Source organism: Paracoccus onchidii, from assembly GCF_028294535.1.
GTDB classification, from domain to species: Bacteria; Pseudomonadota; Alphaproteobacteria; order Rhodobacterales; family Rhodobacteraceae; genus Paracoccus; species Paracoccus onchidii.
In genome coordinates this window covers 40,247-59,208 of sequence record NZ_JAQBIE010000009.1, presented here as the reverse complement: position 1 = coordinate 59,208, position 18,962 = coordinate 40,247, and the positions used below count along the sequence as shown (strand labels likewise).

General features: G+C 60.0%; 17 protein-coding genes. 15 read left to right on the top strand and 2 right to left on the bottom strand.

Annotated features, from left to right (window positions below; all coding sequences use genetic code 11):
- Positions 1–38: 38 nt before the first annotated feature.
- Positions 39–986 (top strand): glutathione synthase, encoded by a 948-nt coding sequence (gshB, locus tag PAF17_RS08230; RefSeq protein WP_271888618.1) that lies wholly within the window; start codon positions 39–41, stop codon positions 984–986.
- Here the strand turns inward: gshB and PAF17_RS08225 are convergent.
- Complete coding sequence (locus PAF17_RS08225; protein WP_271888617.1) at positions 983–2,497, bottom strand: YifB family Mg chelatase-like AAA ATPase; 1,515 nt, start codon at positions 2,495–2,497, stop codon at positions 983–985. The genes gshB and PAF17_RS08225 overlap by 4 nt on opposite strands.
- A gap of 125 nt (positions 2,498–2,622) precedes the next feature.
- Between PAF17_RS08225 and coaBC the strand changes: the two genes are divergently transcribed.
- From coaBC to uvrB, 10 genes are all read left to right on the top strand, one after another.
- Complete coding sequence (gene coaBC, locus PAF17_RS08220) at positions 2,623–3,876, top strand: bifunctional phosphopantothenoylcysteine decarboxylase/phosphopantothenate--cysteine ligase CoaBC (RefSeq protein ID WP_271888616.1); 1,254 nt, start codon at positions 2,623–2,625, stop codon at positions 3,874–3,876.
- A complete protein-coding gene (locus PAF17_RS08215) occupies positions 3,873–4,916 on the top strand; it encodes a cysteine desulfurase family protein (protein WP_271888615.1) in 1,044 nt (347 codons plus the stop codon). Before coaBC ends, PAF17_RS08215 begins: the two co-directional genes overlap by 4 nt.
- A 31-nt stretch (positions 4,917–4,947) precedes the next feature.
- Positions 4,948–6,468, top strand: a complete 1,521-nt coding sequence (gene sufB, locus PAF17_RS08210; protein WP_271888614.1) for a Fe-S cluster assembly protein SufB — start codon at positions 4,948–4,950, stop codon at positions 6,466–6,468.
- A 77-nt stretch (positions 6,469–6,545) separates the two neighbouring features.
- On the top strand, positions 6,546–7,301 hold the full coding sequence (gene sufC / locus PAF17_RS08205) for a Fe-S cluster assembly ATPase SufC (protein ID WP_271888613.1): 756 nt from the start codon (positions 6,546–6,548) through the stop codon (positions 7,299–7,301).
- Complete coding sequence (locus tag PAF17_RS08200; RefSeq protein WP_271888612.1) at positions 7,301–8,641, top strand: SufB/SufD family protein; 1,341 nt, start codon at positions 7,301–7,303, stop codon at positions 8,639–8,641. Before sufC ends, PAF17_RS08200 begins: the two co-directional genes overlap by 1 nt.
- Positions 8,614–9,126 carry a hypothetical protein gene (locus PAF17_RS08195; RefSeq protein ID WP_271888611.1) on the top strand — a complete coding sequence of 171 codons (513 nt, stop codon included), beginning with the start codon at positions 8,614–8,616 and terminating at the stop codon, positions 9,124–9,126. Before PAF17_RS08200 ends, PAF17_RS08195 begins: the two co-directional genes overlap by 28 nt.
- A complete protein-coding gene (locus tag PAF17_RS08190) occupies positions 9,123–9,713 on the top strand; it encodes a YIP1 family protein (RefSeq protein ID WP_271888610.1) in 591 nt (196 codons plus the stop codon). Before PAF17_RS08195 ends, PAF17_RS08190 begins: the two co-directional genes overlap by 4 nt.
- Positions 9,710–10,921 carry an aminotransferase class V-fold PLP-dependent enzyme gene (locus PAF17_RS08185; protein ID WP_271888609.1) on the top strand — a complete coding sequence of 404 codons (1,212 nt, stop codon included), beginning with the start codon at positions 9,710–9,712 and terminating at the stop codon, positions 10,919–10,921. Before PAF17_RS08190 ends, PAF17_RS08185 begins: the two co-directional genes overlap by 4 nt.
- Positions 10,922–11,024: 103 nt before the next feature.
- Positions 11,025–12,239, top strand: coding sequence for an NAD(P)/FAD-dependent oxidoreductase (locus PAF17_RS08180; RefSeq protein ID WP_271888608.1), 1,215 nt, complete (start codon positions 11,025–11,027; stop codon positions 12,237–12,239).
- A 73-nt stretch (positions 12,240–12,312) separates the two neighbouring features.
- On the top strand, positions 12,313–14,499 hold the full coding sequence (uvrB, locus tag PAF17_RS08175; protein WP_271888607.1) for an excinuclease ABC subunit UvrB: 2,187 nt from the start codon (positions 12,313–12,315) through the stop codon (positions 14,497–14,499).
- 15 nt (positions 14,500–14,514) lie between these two features.
- On the opposite strand, the gene PAF17_RS08170 is transcribed toward uvrB, so the two are convergent.
- The gene (locus tag PAF17_RS08170) at positions 14,515–14,778 is read right to left on the bottom strand and encodes an I78 family peptidase inhibitor (RefSeq protein WP_271888606.1); all 264 of its coding nucleotides are present in this window, start codon (positions 14,776–14,778) and stop codon (positions 14,515–14,517) included.
- A gap of 217 nt (positions 14,779–14,995) precedes the next feature.
- Between PAF17_RS08170 and PAF17_RS08165 the strand changes: the two genes are divergently transcribed.
- The 4 genes from PAF17_RS08165 (at position 14,996) to PAF17_RS08150 (ending at position 18,923) form a co-directional block, all read left to right on the top strand.
- A complete protein-coding gene (locus PAF17_RS08165; protein WP_271888605.1) occupies positions 14,996–15,307 on the top strand; it encodes an ETC complex I subunit in 312 nt (103 codons plus the stop codon).
- Between the two features lie 715 nt (positions 15,308–16,022).
- The gene (locus PAF17_RS08160; protein WP_271888604.1) at positions 16,023–16,670 is read left to right on the top strand and encodes a DEAD/DEAH box helicase family protein; all 648 of its coding nucleotides are present in this window, start codon (positions 16,023–16,025) and stop codon (positions 16,668–16,670) included.
- 449 nt (positions 16,671–17,119) lie between these two features.
- The gene (locus tag PAF17_RS08155) at positions 17,120–17,407 is read left to right on the top strand and encodes a hypothetical protein (RefSeq protein WP_271888603.1); all 288 of its coding nucleotides are present in this window, start codon (positions 17,120–17,122) and stop codon (positions 17,405–17,407) included.
- A gap of 169 nt (positions 17,408–17,576) precedes the next feature.
- Positions 17,577–18,923 carry a phospholipase D family protein gene (locus PAF17_RS08150; RefSeq protein WP_271888602.1) on the top strand — a complete coding sequence of 449 codons (1,347 nt, stop codon included), beginning with the start codon at positions 17,577–17,579 and terminating at the stop codon, positions 18,921–18,923.
- Positions 18,924–18,962: the final 39 nt, after the last annotated feature.

Sequence of the window (18,962 nt, the reverse complement as noted above, 5' to 3'; positions counted from 1 at the left end):
CGGGTGACAAGCAGGTGAGCGCATATCAGGAGCGTGGCATGAGCCTTTACGTAGCTTTGCAGATGGACCCGGTCGAGGATGTCGTGATCGACGCGGACAGCACGTTCCGCATCGGGCTGGAGGCCGAGGCGCGCGGTCACAGGCTGTTTCAGTACACGGTGGACCAACTGCGCTATGATGAAGGCCGGGTTCTTGCCCGTGGCCGGCCTGTCACCCTGCGCCGCAAACAGGGCGATCATGCCGTGTTCGGCGACTGGGCCGAGGTGGATCTGCGCGATTTCGATGTTATCTGGCTGCGTCAGGACCCGCCCTTCGACATGGGATATGTCACATCGACACATCTGCTGGATCGGGTGCATCCTGAGACCTTGGTCGTCAACGATCCATTCTGGGTGCGCAATTGCCCCGAAAAGTTGATGGTTCTGGATTTCCCCGATCTGACGCCGCCGACGATGATCGCGCGCGATCCGGCTGCATTCCGCGCCTTTCGCGAACGTCATGGCGACATCATCGTGAAGCCGCTCTATGGCAATGGCGGTGCCGGGGTGTTCCATTTGCGCCCTGACGATCCGAACCTTTCCGCCTTGCTGGAAACATTCGCAGGGATCAACCGCGAACCGATGATCGCACAGAAATACCTGCCCGCAGTCGTCAACGGCGACAAGCGGATCATTCTGGTTGATGGCGAACCTGTTGGCGCGATCAATCGCGTTCCGCAACAAGGCGAGGCGCGGTCGAACATGCATGTTGGGGGGCGCGCCGAAAAAGTGGGCCTGACGGAACGGGAACGCGAGATCTGCGAGCGGATCGCCCCGGTCCTGCGCGAAAAGGGGCTGCTCTTCACCGGGATCGACGTCATCGACGGCTGGCTGACCGAAATCAACGTCACCTCGCCCACCGGTCTGCAAGAGCTGGAACGTTTCGACGGAATCAACGCGACTGCAGCCATTTGGGAAGCGATCGAGCGTAAGGTCGCCGCCGCTTAACCGCCGGCAACGAAGGGCAGGCGATAGCTGATCGCCTCGGCCAGATGTCGCGGGCAGACGTTCCGGGATTGGTCCAGATCGGCGATGGTGCGTGCAGTGCGAAGGATTCGGTGGTATCCGCGTGCCGTCAGCCCCAGTTTTTCCGATGCCTTCATGACAAGATCACGCCCCTCGCGATCAGGTGCGGCGATCTGGTCCAGCAGCGATCCGGTTGCGTCGGAATTGGCCGCGATCTTGCGGTGATCGCGATAGCGGTCGCGCTGGATGTCGCGGGCCGCCGCAACCCGCGCGGCGATGTCGGGGCTGCGTTCACCATTGGCCGGCAGCTCAAGGTCAAGGAAACTGACCGCAGGCAGTTCGAGGCGCAGATCAAAGCGGTCCATCAATGGCCCGGAAATCTTGTTCATGTAATCCCCGCCGCATGCGGGCGCCTTGGCGCAGGCCCGCGCCGCATCGGCCAGATGCCCGCATCGGCAAGGATTGGCGGCGGCGACCAGCAGGAAGCGACAGGGATAACGCACATGTTTGTTGGCGCGTGCAATCACGACCTCTCCGGTTTCGATGGGCTGGCGCAAGGTTTCCAGAACCTGCCGCGAGAATTCCGGGAATTCGTCCATGAACAGGACGCCGTTATGGGCGAGGCTGATCTGGCCGGGTTTGGCATTTCGTCCCCCGCCCACGATTGCAGCCATGGACGCGGTATGATGGGGGTCGCAATATGGTGCGTGACAAGAAATCCCCCCATCGCGCAGCGTTCCGGCAAGTGAATGGATCATCGATGTTTCAAGCGCCTCGGTGGGCGTCAAGGGCGGCATCAGCCCGACGAGACGCGCAGCCAGCATGGATTTCCCCGCGCCGGGCGGTCCGACCATCAGGATGTGATGACGCCCCGCCGCGGCGATTTCCAGTGCCCGTTTCGCGCGCTCCTGGCCCTTGACCTCTGACAGGCAGGTGGTCGGCAACGCACCGGACAGCAAGCCGGGCTTCGCGGGTGCTATGGGTTTGCGTTCGCCCAGATGATCGATCACTGCGCGCAAAGATCCTGCGGCAAAGACGGTCACGGCATCGATCCAGGCGGCCTCGGGTCCGCTGGCGGCTGGGCAGATCAATGCGCGCTCGTCTTCGGCCGCCGCCATGGCGGCAGGTAGCGCACCGGTCACGGGCACCAGCCTGCCATCCAGCGCCAGTTCCCCCATGCTGACACAGCGGGACAGTTCGTCGGCGGGGATGATGTCAATCGCGGCAAGCACGGCCAAGGCGATGGGCAGGTCGAAATGCGAGCCTTCCTTGGGAAGATCTGCGGGCGACAGATTGACCGTCAGCTTCTTGTTGGGCATGGCGATGGACAACGCGCCGAAGGCGGCCTTGACCCGTTCGCGGGCTTCGCTGACGGTCTTGTCGGGCAGGCCCACGATCGAAAACCCCGGAAGACCGGGAGAGGCCGAGCATTGCACTTCGACCAGTCTTGCCTCGATTCCTTCGAACGCTACCGAATAGGCGATGGCGACCATCATGTTCCTCGCAAGTGACTGCGAATTGGTTAACGCGCCGTGTTTAAGGAAGGGTTAATACGTGTCGCTTCCTTGCGACCTGACGTTCGTCGCATTATCTGTCGGCTAGAATTTCCGGGGGCGATATGAACGGCAAGCGTATCCTGTTGATCATCGGTGGCGGAATCGCCGCCTACAAGCTGCCTCAGCTGATCCGGCTGATCCGCGCCGAGGGTCTGGCGGTGACGCCGGTGCTGACCAGGGCAGGCAGTCAGTTCACCACTGCGATGACCGTGTCGGTGCTGGCGGGCGAGGCCGCGCATGAAGGGCTGTTCGATATTTCGACCGAGGCCGAAATTGGCCATATCCAGTTGTCGCGCAATGCCGATCTGGTGGTGGTTGCGCCGGCAACGGCGGATCTGATGGCCAAGATGGCCACTGGTCTGGCCGACGATCTGGCCTCGACGCTGTTGCTGGCAACGGACAAACCCGTGCTGATCGCACCGGCGATGAATGTGCGGATGTGGAACCACCCGGCAACACAGCGCAACCTGGACCTGCTGCGACGCGACGGGGTGACAGTTATCGGCCCCGATGAAGGGGACATGGCTTGTGGTGAATTCGGGCCAGGACGCATGTCTGAACCAGATGACATCCTTGCGGCCATTCGTTCGGCGCTGTCACCCACAGCGGTTTCCGTGGGGGCGGGGCCGCTGAAGCTGTTGCCGGAAACCAAGGTTCAGCGCGGTCCGTTGACGGGGCGCCATGCCATCGTGACATCGGGGCCGACGCATGAACCGATTGATCCCGTGCGATATATTGCCAATCGCTCGTCCGGGGCTCAGGGCAGGGCCATCGCCGAAGCTCTGCGCGATCTTGGCGCAAGAGTGACCTTCGTGTCGGGGCCCGCCAGCGTTGCCCCGCCCGATGGGGTGGATGTCGTGCAGGTCGAGACGGCGCGCGAGATGCGCGATGCGGTCGAGGCGGCGTTGCCGGCCGATGTCGCGGTGATGGCCGCCGCCGTTGCGGATTGGCGCGTGACCAACGCCACCGACCAGAAAATGAAAAAGGACGGATCAGGTCAGCCGCCCGCGCTCGAGATGGCCGAAAACCCCGATATCCTTGCCTGGGTCAGTCGTCTTGGGTTGAAACGGCCAGAACTGGTGGTTGGCTTTGCGGCGGAAACCGATGATGTGGTCGAGAACGCGACCGCCAAACGTCGCCGCAAGGGATGTGACTGGATCGTCGCAAATGATGTCAGCCCGGATAGCGGTGTCATGGGCGGGCCACAGAACACTGTCACGATTATTCGCGAAACCGGTGCCGATAGCTGGCCGCGGATGCCAAAGGCCGATGTGGCCATCCGGCTGGCGCGCGAGATTTCCGAGGTCTTGCAGTGAACCGTCTGTATCTGGATTGGAACGCAACCACCCCGCTGCGCGCCGAGGCCCGGACCGCGATGATGGCGGCGATGGATCGGGTCGGCAATCCGTCATCGGTGCATGCCGAGGGTCGCAATGCAAAGATGGCGATGGAACATGCGCGCGAAGGCGTTGCTCAGGCGCTGGGCGCCGATGGTGCCGACGTGATTTTCACCTCGGGGGCGACCGAGGCCGCGGCGATGGTTCTTGCGCATCGCGATCTTGCCTGCGCCGCCATCGAGCATGATGCCGTCAAGGCCTGGTGCCGCGAGATATTGCCCGTCTCTGCGCAGGGGCTGGTGCGGGTTGATGATCCGTCGCGCGCAAGCCTGCAATTGGCCAACAGCGAAACCGGCGTGATCCAGTCGCTGCCGGCGGGATTGGCGGTCAGCGATCTGACGCAGGCCTTCGGGAAAATTCCGCTGGCGTTTAACTGGCTGGGCGTGGAGGCTGGTTTCGTCAGTGCGCACAAGCTTGGCGGTCCCAAGGGGGTCGGTGCCTTGATCCTGAAGAAAGGCACTGATTTGCAAGCCATGATCCGCGGTGGTGGCCAGGAACAGGGTCGTCGCGCGGGAACGGAAAACCTGATTGGAATTGCAGGCTTCGCGGCCGCGGCACAGGCGGCCCAACGCGATCTTGAGGCCGGCTTGTGGGAAATGGTCGCAGAACGGCGTGACGCCTTTGAGGCGCGGCTGATGGATAGGCGCCCGGATGTCGTGATTGCCGGAAAGGACGCGCCCCGCTTGCCGAATACCACTTGCATTCTTACATCAGGGTGGAAAGGAGAAACGCAGGTCATGCAGATGGATCTGGCGGGATATGCCGTTTCGGCGGGATCTGCCTGTTCATCGGGAAAAGTCAGGGCCAGCGGTGTTCTTCAGGCAATGGGATTTGATGATAAGCAGGCGCAATCAGCTATACGGATCTCGATAAGCCCGGCTTTGGCCGATGATCAGATGAACCGATTTGCGGATGCGTGGGAAACCGCGTATTCACGCTGGCGCGACAGGAATGGCTAGGCGCGACGCCTCGCCTCAGGAAGGACAAGAGATGACCGAGCCCACCGATCTTGATGTACGCGAAGGCGTCGACCGTGAAACGGTCGAAACCGTGCAGAACATGGGCAGCTATAAGTATGGCTGGGATACCGAGATCGAGATGGAATACGCCCCCAAGGGCGTGAACGAAGATATCGTCCGTCTGATTTCGGAAAAGAACAATGAACCGGAATGGATGACGGAATGGCGGCTTGAGGCCTATCGCCGCTGGGTCACGATGAACGAACCAAAATGGGCGATGCTGAACTATCCTGAAATCGATTTTCAGGATCAGTATTACTATGCCCGCCCCAAAAGCATGGAAGAAAAGCCGAAATCCCTGGACGAGGTCGATCCCAAGCTTCTGGCCACCTATGAAAAGCTGGGCATTCCGTTGAAGGAACAGATGATCCTTGCAGGCGTCGAAGGCGCGGACGAGGCCCCGGCCGAAGGTCGCAAGGTCGCTGTCGACGCGGTGTTTGATTCGGTCAGCGTCGGCACCACCTTCAAGGATGAACTGGCCAAGGCCGGCGTCATCTTCTGTTCGATCAGCGAGGCGATCCGCGAGCATCCCGAACTGGTCAAGAAATACCTTGGCAGCGTCGTGCCGCAATCCGACAATTTCTTTGCCACGTTGAACAGCGCGGTGTTCTCGGATGGTTCGTTTGTCTATGTCCCGCCGGGCGTCACCTGCCCGATGGAGCTGTCGACCTATTTCCGCATCAACGCGGAAAACACCGGCCAGTTCGAGCGCACGCTGATCATCGCCGACAAGGGCAGCTATGTCAGCTATCTGGAAGGTTGCACCGCGCCGCAGCGCGACACCAACCAGCTGCATGCCGCCGTGGTCGAGATCGTGATTCTGGAAGATGCCGAGGTCAAATACTCGACCGTTCAGAACTGGTTCCCCGGCGACGAAAACGGCAAGGGCGGAATCTACAACTTCGTGACCAAGCGCGCCGATTGCCGCGAGGCACGGGCCAAGGTGATGTGGACGCAGGTGGAAACCGGTTCGGCCATCACCTGGAAATACCCGTCCTGTATCCTGCGCGGCGATGAATCGCAGGGCGAGTTCTATTCCATCGCGATCGCCAACAACTGGCAGCAGGCCGATACCGGCACCAAGATGGTGCATCTGGGCAAGAATACGCGTTCGCGCATCGTGTCCAAGGGGATTTCGGCGGGGCAGGCGCAGAACACCTATCGTGGTCTGGTCAGCATGCATCCGCGTGCCAGCGACAGCCGCAACTATACGCAATGTGACAGCCTGCTGATCGGCGATAAATGTGGCGCCCATACCGTGCCCTATATCGAGGTCAAGAACACCAGCAGCCGCGTCGAACACGAGGCGACGACCAGCAAGGTCGATGACGATCAGCTGTTCTATTGCCGGTCGCGCGGCATGGACGAGGAAGAGGCCGTCGCGCTGGTCGTGAACGGGTTCTGCCGCGAGGTCCTGCAGGCGCTGCCGATGGAATTCGCCATGGAAGCGCAGTCGCTGGTCGCGATTTCGCTGGAAGGCTCGGTTGGGTAACGGCCCGATCCGGGCAGACAACAAAATGATGATGGTGCCGGAGGCCGGCACCGCCGACACCATCTGATGAGGTAAAAATGCTGAAGATCGACAACTTGCACGTCAAGCTGGAAGAAGAGGACAAGCAGATCCTGAAGGGTCTGAGCCTGGAGGTTCCCGCAGGCGAAGTGCATGCCATCATGGGTCCGAACGGTTCGGGCAAATCCACGCTGTCATATGTGCTTTCGGGCCGCGACGGTTACGAAGTGACCGAAGGCGGTGCGACGCTTGAGGGCGAGGATTTGCTGGACATGGACCCCGAAGAACGCGCCGCCGCCGGCCTGTTCCTGGCGTTCCAGTACCCGGTTGAAATTCCGGGCGTGGGCAACATGACCTTCCTGCGTACCGCCGTGAACGCGCAACGCAAGGCCCGTGGTGAGGAGGAGCTGTCCTCGGGCGAGTTCCTGAAGTTGGTGCGCGCCAAGGCGAAAGACCTGCAGATCGACGCCGAGATGCTGAAGCGTCCGGTCAATGTGGGTTTCTCGGGCGGTGAGAAGAAACGCAACGAGATCCTGCAGATGGCCATGCTGGAACCGCGCATGTGCATCATGGACGAAACCGACTCGGGTCTGGATGTCGATGCGATGCGCCTGGTGTCCGATGGTGTGAACGCCCTGCGCGACGCGGGCCGCAGCTTTCTGGTGATCACCCATTATCAGCGCCTGCTGAACCATATCAAACCGGATGTTGTTCATATCATGTCCAACGGCCGCATCGTGAAGTCGGGTGGTCCTGAACTGGCATTGCAGGTCGAGGAAGAAGGTTATGGCGATCTGTTGGCGGAGGCTGGCTGATGTCCGAAACTGCTGTCCAGACCAAGGAAGTGACGCCGCAGGTCAGCGGTGCCTCCAAGGCGGCTGACGCCCTGGAAGCGCGGCTTGGTGCGCTGTCACTGCCCGCCGGCGGGTTCACCGCCGGTGCACGCGCCGAAGCATTGGCACGTCTGCGCGATATGGGTCTGCCCGGACCGCGCGACGAATACTGGCGCTATACCGATCCGCGTGCCTTCAACACCGCGCGTCCCGCCCCCCTGGCGATCGAGGAAAACGCGCCGGATTCGCCGTTGTTCGCCGATATCGACAAGCTGACCCTGGTCTTTGTCGATGGCGAGTTTGACGCCGAAGCATCCGATGACCTGTCGCTGGACGGGATCGTGATTGACACTTTGGCGCAGGCCGATGCGGCGGGCGATCACTGGGCAAGGGATTTGTATGGCGTTCTCGAGGCATCGGGACAGTCGCCGGTCAAGCGCCCCTTTGCGGCGCTGAACACGGTTGCGGCGCGCGATGGCGTGTTGATCCACGTCACGGGCAAGCCCTCCAAACCCGTGCATGTCATTCATCGCCGTGCCGATGAGGCCGCGGATGTGAACTGGCATCACGTGGTGCGGGTGGAAACCGGGGCCGAGCTGACCCTGCTGGAAACCGGTATGGTTGGCGCGCGCTCGAATGGTGTTCTCGAGGCGGATCTGGCCAAGGGTGCCAAACTGCATCACATCACGTCCAAACGTGCCGGGCATCAGACCGTTGGCCTGTCCCACATCTTTGCGCGCGTCGAAGCCGAGGCCCAGCTGAAAGCCTTTGCGCTGTCAGTCAATGGCACCGTGATGCGTCATGAAGGGGTGATCGATATCGTCGGGGATGATGCGGTCGCTCATATCGCCGCGGCGGCATTGGGCGATGGAAATGTCGGTCGCTTCCATCACGACGATACGGTTTTTATCACTCATGCGGCCGAACGCTGCGAAAGCCGGCAAGTGTTCAAGAAAGTCCTGAAAAACGGGGCGGAAGGCGTGTTTCAGGGCAAGATCCTGGTCAAGCCCGGTGCGCAGAAAACCGATGGATACCAGATCAGTCAGGCGCTGTTGCTGGACGAAGCCAGCCAGTTCCTGGCCAAGCCCGAGCTTGAAATTTATGCGGATGACGTGAAATGTTCGCATGGTTCGACGACGGGCGCGATTGATGAAACCGCGCTGTTCTACCTGCGTTCGCGCGGCGTACCCTATGAACGGGCGATCGTGTTCCTGGTGCTGTCCTTCCTTGCCGATGCCTTGGAAGAGATCGAGGACGAGGTATTGCGCGAGCAGATCAACGATCGGTTGGAAGCTTGGCTGACGCGCCGCGCCAAACAGTGACGCGCGGCGGCATCCTGCCGCGGATCGTCGAAAGCTGGTGGGCTCCGCGCCGGGTGGTGCGGGGCCTGTCGGCAATGCCGGAAAGTGGCAAGCTGATTGTCCTGATGCTTGCGATGTTGATCTTTCTGATCGCACAGGCCCCCCTGCGCGCGCGCGAGGCCCAGCTTGACCCCTCGGTGCCCTTTGATGCACGGATGGGCGGGGCGCTGTTGGCGGTTATGTTTCTGATGCCGCTACTGGCCTATGGGCTGGCATCGGCCATGTCGCTGATGATGCGTGCCACGCCCTGGCGGCTTGCGCCCGAACATTCGCGCCTGGCGCTGTTCTGGGCCTTGCTGGCAGTCGCGCCCGCGATGCTGCTTTGGGGAATAGTGGCGGGAATGATCGGACCGGGTGCGGCCTTGACCCTAGTGCAAATGCTGGCCGGGATCGGTTTTCTGGGTATCTGGTTCGGTGGAATATCAGCCCTGACGAGGCGAAAATGAGCTTTGATGATCTGAAAGGTTTGCTGGGGCTGACCCTGCGCAATCCCGAAGGTGCCGCCGCGGTCCTGATGCGAACGGGTTTGCCGATGCAGGCCCGCTGGATGGCGCTGTTCGTGGCGGTTGCTGTGTCCGCGATTCTGGCGTGGATCTCGGCGCAGATGTTTCCGTTGCCTGAAGGCGAGGCAATGGTGCTGTCGCTGACCGCGCAACCACTGGCGATGGCGGGGATGCAGCTTTGTGCCATCGTGCTGGCGGCTGGGCTGATGGCAACGATTGGCCGCCTGTGTGGCGGTCAGGGCAGCTTTGCCGACGCATTGTTGCTGACCGTCTGGATCGAGGTGGTGTTGCTGGTCGTGCAGGCGGTGCAAGTGGTTGCAACACTCGTCCTGCCGCCCTTGGCGGGCATATTGGGCATTCTGGCGGTCGCCCTGTTCCTGTGGCTGACCGTTCATTTCACCAAGGCGCTGCACGGGTTTCGCAGCGGTCCCAAAGTGTTTCTGGGCCTGATCGCGACGGCATTCCTTGCAGGCTTTGCCCTGTCCGTGATTGCCGCGGCACTGGGCCTGTTTCCGGAGATTCCGCAATGAGTTTCGACGTTCAGAAAATCCGGTCGGATTTCCCCATCCTTTCGCGCGAGGTCAACGGCAAGCCGCTGGTCTATCTGGATAGCGGCGCCAGCGCGCAAAAGCCCCGGCAAGTGATCGATGCTATCTCCACGGCCTATGCGGGTGAATATGCGAATGTTCATCGTGGCCTGCACTATCTGTCCAATCTTGCGACCGACAATTACGAACGTGTTCGCGCCACGATCGCGCGTTTCCTGTCGGCCCCCCGTGAAGACGAGATCATCTTCACATCGGGGACGACCGAAGGGATCAATCTTGTCAGCTATGGCTGGGCGGCACCCCGGCTGCAGGCCGGGGACGAGATTGTCCTGTCCGTGCTGGAACATCACGCGAATATCGTTCCATGGCATTTTCTGCGCGAACGGCAGGGCGTCGTTCTGAAATGGGTCGAGCCCGAGCCTGATGGCAGCCTGCCCCCCGAAAAGGTTCTGGCAGCCATCGGTCCGCGCACAAAGCTGGTCGCGGTGACGCATATGTCGAACGTCACCGGCACGGTCGTTGATGTTGCCGCGATCGCACAGGGGACCGATGTGCCTGTACTGGTCGACGGATCGCAGGCCTCTGTTCATATGCCGGTTGATGTCGGCGCCATCGGTTGCGATTTCTACTGTATCACCGGGCACAAGCTGTATGGTCCGTCGGGGTCGGGTGCGATGTGGATCCGGGCTGAACGTCAGGCCGAGATGCGGCCGTTTCTGGGCGGCGGTGACATGATTCGAACCGTGACACGCGACGCGATCGAATATGCCGATCCGCCCTTGCGCTTCGAGGCAGGCACGCCGGGTATCGTCAATCAGATCGGTCTGGGCGCGGCGCTGGAATATCTGATGCAGGTCGGCATGGACAACATTGCCGCGCATGAACGCAAGCTGCGCGATCATGCGCGCGACAGCCTGCGCAAACTGAACTGGCTGAGCATTCAGGGCGATGCAGCCGATAAGGGTGCGATCTTTTCGATGACGATGCAGGGCGCACATGCCCATGATCTGTCAACCATTCTCGACAAGAAAGGCATCGCGATTCGTGCGGGTAGCCATTGTGCGATGCCGTTGATGGATTTCTATGGAATCAATGCCAGCGCCAGAGCTTCGTTCGCGATGTACAATACCACCGACGAAGTGGACGCCCTTGTCGAAGGTTTGACCTTCTGCCGCGAACTTTTTGCCTGAATCTTGCAAAGTTTTCGACAACAGTCGAAGAAAGCGCGAAATTTCTTGCCCGTAGGCGACGGAATCTGCATCCCTCGAACAACGGTTCGACAAGGAGGCAGTCATGTCCGAGATTCTGGTTCTTGGCGCGGGAATGGTCGGGGTCACATCCGCTTTGGCGCTGCAGGCGCGCGGCCATGATGTAACGATCATAGACCGCAACGCGCCCGGGCGGGAAACCAGCTATGGCAATGCCGGGTTGATTCAGACCGAAGCTGTCGAACCATATGCAATGCCACTTGCGCCCGGCGCGCTGCTGCAAATCGCGCTGGGGCGTGGATATGACGTGAAATGGAACATTCCGGGCCTGTTGTCTCAGGCCAGTGCCGTGTTTTCGTATGCGCGCAATTCACTGCCCGCGGCGCATCGGCGCGCGTCCAAGACCTGGGGGCGCTTGATCCGTCAGTCGACCGACCGTCATGGTCCGCTGATTCAGGCAGCGGGTGCCGATAATATCATCCGCCGCAACGGCTATATCGAACTGCATCGCACCACCGCCAAACTTGAAAAGGCCCGCGTGGTGGCTGAAAGGTTCCAAACTGAATTCGGGGTCGAGGCGACGATCCTTGACCAGGCCGCGCTGCGTCGCACCGAACCCGCGATCCGGGTTGATGTCGCAGGCGCAACCCATTGGTCCGACAGCTGGAACTGTTCGGATCCGGGGGCGTTGGTCGCCGCCTACGCGGCATTGTTCCAGAAGAATGGCGGGCGCATCCTGAATGGCGATGCGGGCGATCTGCATCGCAAGGGTGCCGCTTGGGTCGCGGATGAAGCGCAGGCGGAACATGCGGTGGTGGCACTTGGCCCGTGGTCGCCGATGTTGCTCGGGCGCTTTGGCCTGAAGGTTCCAATGGTCTACAAGCGGGGCTATCACCGCCACTACCACATGGATGTTCCGCCCCAGCATCCGATTGCCGATTTCGCCAATTCCGTGGTCCTTTCGCCCATGCGTCGCGGCCTGCGTATCGCGACGGCCGCCGAGTTGACGCGCAACCCACGCATGACGCCGCCGCAACTGCGCCACGGGGAAGAGGCCGCGAAGGAACTGTTCGACATCGGCGCCCCGGTCGAGGCCGAGCCGTGGACCGGCCGGCGGCCCTGTATGCCCGACATGCTGCCGGTGGTGGGGCGCGTCCCCGATCAGCCCAATCTCTGGACGCATTTCGGTCATGGTCATCAGGGGTTCACGCTTGGTCCTGTCACTGCGGAAATCCTGGCTGACGAAATGGATGGCGGTCAGGGTTGGTCTGAATTGGCACCAGATCGTCTGGGGCGTTGATCCGATGACGCAAGGTTGACTTTCGCGAAGAAGGGCACACCTTCTAGGGGCCTTGCGACAATACGGATTCCCCATGGGTCATAACAACACCAACGCCCCCGTTGCGCGTTTTCCAGAAGTGTCCCGCCCCAAGCTGGAGGGCGGGAAACGCTTTGTCATGAACACCGAATTCAACCCAGCCGGCGATCAGCCCACCGCCATCAGGGAATTGTCGCAAGGCGTGCTGGATGGTGAACGCGATCAGGTTCTGTTGGGCGCAACCGGCACGGGCAAGACCTATACGATGGCCAAGGTCATCGAAGAGACCCAGCGCCCCGCCATCATCCTGGCACCCAACAAGACGCTGGCAGCGCAGCTATATGGTGAGTTCAAGGGTTTCTTTCCCGACAACTCGGTCGAATATTTCGTCAGCTTCTATGATTACTATCAGCCCGAAGCCTATGTCGCCCGCAGCGACACCTATATCGAGAAGGAATCGCAGATCAACGAGGCCATCGACCGTATGCGCCACGCCGCGACGCGGGCGTTGCTGGAACGTGACGACGTGGTGATCGTGGCCTCTGTCAGCTGCATTTACGGGATCGGGTCGGTCGAAACCTATTCGGCGATGACCCAAGACATGATCGTCGGTGAAAACTATGATCAGCGCGAATTTCTGGGGCAACTGGTGGCGCAGCAATATAAGCGGCTGGATACGGCATTCCAGCGCGGCGGATTCCGCGTGCGCGGTGATGTGGTCGAGGTCTGGCCTGCCCACCTCGAAGACCGGGCATGGCGTTTCGATTTCTTTGGCAACGAGCTTGAAGCGATCATTGAGTTTGATCCGTTGACGGGTGCCAGGTCCGACAGCTTTCAGCAGATCCGCATCTATGCCAACAGCCACTATGTGACGCCGCGCCCGACCATGCAGCAGGCCATCAAGGGCATCCGCAAGGAACTGCAAGAGCGGCTGAAACAGCTGCAGGACGAAGGCAAGCTGCTCGAGGCACAGCGGCTGGAACAGCGCACCAATTTCGACCTCGAAATGCTGGAAGCGACCGGGGTGTGCAACGGGATCGAGAACTATTCCCGCTATCTGACCGGGCGCGCCCCCGGCGAGCCCCCCCCCACCTTGTTCGAGTTCATACCGGACAATGCCATTGTGTTTGCCGATGAATCCCATGTCAGCGTGCCCCAGATCGGTGGCATGTATCGTGGCGATTTCAGGCGCAAGTTCACGTTGGCCGAGCATGGTTTCCGGCTGCCGTCCTGTATGGATAACCGGCCGCTGAAATTCGAGGAATGGGACGCGATGCGCCCGCAATCGGTTTTCGTCAGCGCCACCCCCGCGCAATGGGAAATGGACCAGACAGGCGGGGTATTCACCGAACAGGTGATCCGCCCGACAGGTCTTCTCGATCCCCAGATCGAAATTCGCCCGGTCGAGATGCAGGTTGATGATCTGCTGGACGAAGTGCGCCGTGTCACCGCCGCGGGTTACAGGACATTGGTCACCACCCTGACCAAGCGCATGGCCGAGGACCTGACCGAATACCTGCATGAGCAGGGTATCCGTATCCGCTACATGCATAGCGATATCGATACGATCGAACGGATCGAGATTCTGCGCGATCTGCGATTGGGGGCCTTTGACGTGCTGGTTGGCATCAACCTGCTTCGCGAAGGACTGGATATTCCCGAATGTGGGCTGGTGGCCATTCTGGATGCCGACAAAGAGGGTTTCCTGCGCTCTGAAACCTCGTTGATCCAGACGATCGGGCGCGCCGCGCGCAACGCTGACGGGCGCGTCATCATGTATGCTGATCGTGTGACGGGCAGCATGGAAAGGGCAATGGCGGAAACCGAACGCCGTCGCCAGAAGCAAATCGCCTATAACGCGGAACACGGGATTACCCCGCAAACCGTCCGCAAGAATGTCGATGACGTGTTGGCCGGGCTGTGGCAGGGCGACACCGATCAATCGCGGATCACGACCAAGGTGGACAAACCCTTGGTCGGCGCGAATCTTCAGGCACATCTGGACGCGCTGCGCACCCAGATGCGCAAGGCAGCCGAGGATCTCGAATTCGAAGAGGCAGCCAGACTGCGTGATGAAGTCAAGCGGCTCGAGGCGGTTGATCTGGCGGTCTCTGACGATCCCCTGTCGCGTCAGTCAGCCATACAGGAGGCCGTCGAGGTCGCGGTTGGTGGCTCTGGCCGCTCGACCGCTGGCCGGGCCGGACAGCGAGGGGGCAACAAACGATCCAAGCGTCGACGTTAGGGCGGGGGGGCAGGGTCAACCGCAGCTGATCCTGGTGATCCAGCCCTTGTCGTCCACATGGATGTTCAGGCGCCGGGGGTTCATGTCCTGCCTGATGACGCTGTCTGGAATGATCACGCGCTGGGGCAGGCTTTCGGGCAGTGACACATCGCCGATGTTTTTGCCGACAAGGCTTTGATGCGCCGAGGTCGAGCAGCTGGTCAGCGGTGTGGGTTGCGGTTGGCACGCGGCGGTCAGGCCAATGATGGCCAATGGCATGGATGCGGCACGAAGTCTCATCTGCTGCCCTTCTTCTGTTTGTCTGGGACCTGATCGTCAGGCTTGGGGACGGGGTGTGATCACCTTGCAAGACTAACCTGTGCCGGGGTCCGTTCAAGCCCTGATCCACGGTTGACCTTTGCCTGTGCAAAGGATGTGGCATACAGCGAACATGGGGCTTGATCCGGCTTGTTGCATTGGCGATAACATCGGCGGTCCAAGCCAGAGGAAGCCAGCTATGCGAGTCCGCATTTATCAGCCCGCCCGCAACGCCATGCAATCGGGCACTGCGCGCAGCAAGGGATGGGTGCTTGAATTTCCCGCCGCAGACCCCCGCGAAATCGATCCGCTGATGGGATGGACCAGCAGCGATGACACGCAAAGCCAGGTCAGGTTGCGCTTCGATACCCGCAAGCAGGCGATCGCCTATGCAGAAGATCGCAAGCTGGAATATGTCGTGCAAGAGCCCCACAAGCGCAGCGTGAATATACGTCCGCGCGGCTACGGCGAAAATTTCGCAACCGACCGCCGCTTGCCCTGGACCCATTGACTTCGTGTAAATCGGGATCAAGTTGCGGCCGTATGGACCACATGATCCGGCCGAGGTCTATTTTGAAGGGCGTGGATGTACCCGCTTTCAGTCGGCTTCGCGGTTTTTCCTTTCGGCATCTGGCCCAGTGAGACGCTTCGACCGACCATCGGCTCTCGCATGGACTGGCTTGAACGGTGCGCTTGTTGAAGCCACTGAAATGAGAGGCCGATCGCTTCGGCGAGGCGTAGTCAGAGAAAGCAGGTGAATGCGCAAACGGAAGCATAAGTCTGCGCAAGGGGTGTCAAGGGCGAAACGTACCGCCTGGTGTCTCTGGGCTGCTCTCTGAAAGACGGTGATAGAGGCGCTGGCGCTGATGCTCCGGCGCTTTTCGCGTATGGAGAGGATTCGGCGGTTCAAGGCATGGGGCCACGGATCCAGCGGAGTGCCGTTGTGCTCTCCCCGTATGAGCCTGAGCATGGCGCAGTGGGGCTGGCTTGCGATAGTGAGCCCCTGGACACGAGGTCGCTTGGAAGCGGTGGGAACTCCGATGAAGACCATGAAATCAACGCAAGCTGTCGCTACGATACTGACCCGATATCAGCGTTGGAGATCATGTCAAAGTCGCGCATGAACCGGCGTGCGAAGCTCTTGGCAGCCTCCTGATCCCCCAGTAGGTCGAAGTCAGTCCAGAGGGTGGCGCAGAGATACCGGTCACTTCGATGGCGGAGTTCGGTTGGCCCTGTCGGAGATGCTCGCATCTCTGCAGGCCATCCAGGACAACAAGGAGCACCTGCAGGATTGGACCCGGTGGGTCGAAGTCCGTGCACAAGCCAGCGGCGCAGGGCTTGAGCCCCTCGTCCATGCCGTCGAAGACGGCCAGATCGAGGGCGATGTCGATGCAGCCTTCACCTCGGCCTATGCGGCCTGGTGGTTGCCGCAGGCCATGGATGCGCAGCCAGAATTGCGGCGGTTCTCCCACTGGTCGCACGAGGATGCGATCAAGCGCTTCCGCGAGTTGGATGATCGTGCAACGGAGATGGCAGCCGGGCAGGTCCTGTCCCGCATCCAGCATGGCTTTCCAGCCCAGGATGCTGTTGCGCGCCGGTCTGAACTTGGCACGCTGCGGCATCAGCTTGGGCTGCAGCGGCCCAGCATGCCGATCCGAACGCTGATCTCGGAAATGCCCGACGCCTTCTCCAAGCTGGCCCCCTGCGTGCTGATGTCCCCGCTTTCGGTGGCGCAGTACCTCCCTGCGGGGCAAGCGGCCTTCGACGTGGTGATCTTCGACGAGGCGTCACAGATCACCACCTGGGACGCAATTGGTGCGATCGCGCGGGGCAAGCAGGCGATCATCGTGGGCGACCCGGCGGACCTTCTATGACCGGCGTGCAAAGCATCCAGATTTTGCGGAGGCGTGGGACGAGGCTCTGGCAGCTTTCGAAGAAGAATTGACCATGCGGGTGGTCCAGACGGCCTTAGAGATGGGGACCGGCAAATGGGTTAAGTGCTTCGATCCTGAGACGGGCGAACCCGAGTTGGATGATGACTTTGAGCCGGTTTATCGTTTCGAGACGGCGAGCGTTGATCCCCGTGTCCTGAACAAGCTCCTATCCCTGCGGATGAGTTCGGTGGATGGACCTGCCCAAACGAATGTCCAGATCAACAATGCCACGAGCGTTCAAACCTCCCTGCCAGCCAAACCCAGGCTGGTTCAGCCTGAAGGGGCTGTACGGAGGCCCGTGGTGACCGAAACGGCCTCAGGTAAGCCCCCGTCACGATCGACGCCGAAGTCGTCCAGGGGACGCCACAGGAGACCGGGGGGAGCATCTGATGACTGATCCGATTAACCAGATAAACCTGGTGCGACCTGGTGGCGTTGCCACTGTGGCATTTGCCGACGGCGGTGAGACCATGCGCATCTGTCTGGGCTATTTGCATGACCCCGACGATGGGCTTCTAGCGGAGATGAAGGCCAACCGCGATCCCGTTCCCTGGCAATCCTCCAAGGTTCGAGACGAAGCAATCGGGGCAGTCGAGAGGCGCAAGGACCTTGACGTCGAAACCCGCACTCAGTTGCTTGATTGGATCGTAGCCACGCCATATTTTGAGGACACATGAAGCATTCGGCTGTGCTCAGTGCTGTGTTCGTCAGCGAATGTGGCTGTTAAGCCATTGTCGTATATATGATTTTCCCAAGCTGTCCCGCTGATCCGTGATCAAATGCTGTTGACATCACAGTGCAACTGACGCGTGCTGCCTAAGAGGCAAGTTTATAGCGGGATGTTTCATGGAATTGTTTTTGGGTGCCATTAATGGAAACTACTTACGGAATATCACGGAAAATGCCGCTCAAGAGACAGATGAGGTCTTGGCCTCCGTTGCCTACGCGACCGACAATTCTCTCTTGTTTGATTGGTGCATTGAGCACGATATTCCACTAAAGTTCTGGGGGCGGTTGGACTCACAAGTTGCGGTCAACACCAACGTTCTTTCCAAATTCCTGAAAAAGAAATCAGCAAAGTTCACCTGCAAGCTTGTTAAGAAACACCATGCAAAAGTCATTTGGTGGCGAGGCTACGGGGTTTATGTCGGCTCGGCAAATTTGACTGGCGGCGCTTGGAACACAAATGTCGAGGCTGGGTTCTTTATTCAAGAAACAGATATTGATGATAGGCTCGCAAATGACCTGCAATCGATGTTCTCCGTTCTCGATAAGCATGCTACGCCGCTGACACAGGAACTCTTCGACCTGATGGTGAAACGCCAAAAAGAGCTAGCCATGAGAGCGCCGGACGACAAGGCGTTCTGGGAAAATTCCAGCATAAATAATTGGAGTGGATTGGTTACTACATCACCCAAGAAAGCCAGCGATGCAAAACGGGATAGCTTCCTTGCTGAATGGTACTCGACACTTCAAGTTCTCAGGGACATAAGTAGCCAGGTAATTTTACCTGAAAACCGTCCAACTTGGATCACTGACGATGCTCCATCCGGTGCACAGGCCGACCAATTTCTACATGCTTTCTATTACCAAAAGACCTTTGAAGGGCAGAAGGCACGCTATCTGGACTTCTTTGATCGAAACAAATCCAATCCGGACATAGCCAGAGCGGAAGCGCTCAGGTGGTGGGCTGGCCTTAAGGCTGCACCGCAAGGCGAAGACGTCATGCTAAACACCACTGCGCCGTTCCTCAGAAACGCATTGTCTCAAGAGATCCTGCCAACCTTGAAATACGATGACTTCAAGGAGGTTTGCTATTCAGTTCATTCGATCAAAGACTATGCACGCCGAGTAAGAAATACCTCGGTCGGATTACCGTCGACTGGTCAGGCGTACGACATTCCCCAAAAGGTCGCTGCGCTCTCAAAGACGATCTGGGAACAAAGAACGGACGCCGGGCTGGATGTTAAAGAGGTGCTTTCGTACATCTTCTACGGCGGCAAATTGGATGAACTGCCAGATCGTCTGTGGCAGGCGATAGATGATCCGAAGTTCAAGATTGACGGCCTCGGCATCAGCGCCTTGGGGGAGCTGGTTGGTTGGGCATTGCCTGACCATTACCCGCCCAGAAATGGCAGAACGTCAAAGGCACTGAAAGCCCTTGGGTATGATGTGACTGTTCACGTTCAATAGCTTGAATCGGTCAGCCACCGACGCAGATGCTGTGCTCAA

Coding starts and splice junctions, on each gene's coding strand:
- gshB (WP_271888618.1), top strand. CDS start 39: ATGAGCCTTTACGTAGCTTTGCAGATGGACCCGGTCGAGGATGTCGTG.
- PAF17_RS08225 (WP_271888617.1), bottom strand. CDS start 2,497: ATGGTCGCCATCGCCTATTCGGTAGCGTTCGAAGGAATCGAGGCAAGA.
- coaBC (WP_271888616.1), top strand. CDS start 2,623: ATGAACGGCAAGCGTATCCTGTTGATCATCGGTGGCGGAATCGCCGCC.
- sufB (WP_271888614.1), top strand. CDS start 4,948: ATGACCGAGCCCACCGATCTTGATGTACGCGAAGGCGTCGACCGTGAA.
- sufC (WP_271888613.1), top strand. CDS start 6,546: ATGCTGAAGATCGACAACTTGCACGTCAAGCTGGAAGAAGAGGACAAG.
- PAF17_RS08200 (WP_271888612.1), top strand. CDS start 7,301: ATGTCCGAAACTGCTGTCCAGACCAAGGAAGTGACGCCGCAGGTCAGC.
- PAF17_RS08190 (WP_271888610.1), top strand. CDS start 9,123: ATGAGCTTTGATGATCTGAAAGGTTTGCTGGGGCTGACCCTGCGCAAT.
- PAF17_RS08185 (WP_271888609.1), top strand. CDS start 9,710: ATGAGTTTCGACGTTCAGAAAATCCGGTCGGATTTCCCCATCCTTTCG.
- PAF17_RS08180 (WP_271888608.1), top strand. CDS start 11,025: ATGTCCGAGATTCTGGTTCTTGGCGCGGGAATGGTCGGGGTCACATCC.
- uvrB (WP_271888607.1), top strand. CDS start 12,313: ATGGGTCATAACAACACCAACGCCCCCGTTGCGCGTTTTCCAGAAGTG.
- PAF17_RS08170 (WP_271888606.1), bottom strand. CDS start 14,778: ATGAGACTTCGTGCCGCATCCATGCCATTGGCCATCATTGGCCTGACC.
- PAF17_RS08165 (WP_271888605.1), top strand. CDS start 14,996: ATGCGAGTCCGCATTTATCAGCCCGCCCGCAACGCCATGCAATCGGGC.
- PAF17_RS08155 (WP_271888603.1), top strand. CDS start 17,120: ATGACTGATCCGATTAACCAGATAAACCTGGTGCGACCTGGTGGCGTT.
- PAF17_RS08150 (WP_271888602.1), top strand. CDS start 17,577: ATGGAATTGTTTTTGGGTGCCATTAATGGAAACTACTTACGGAATATC.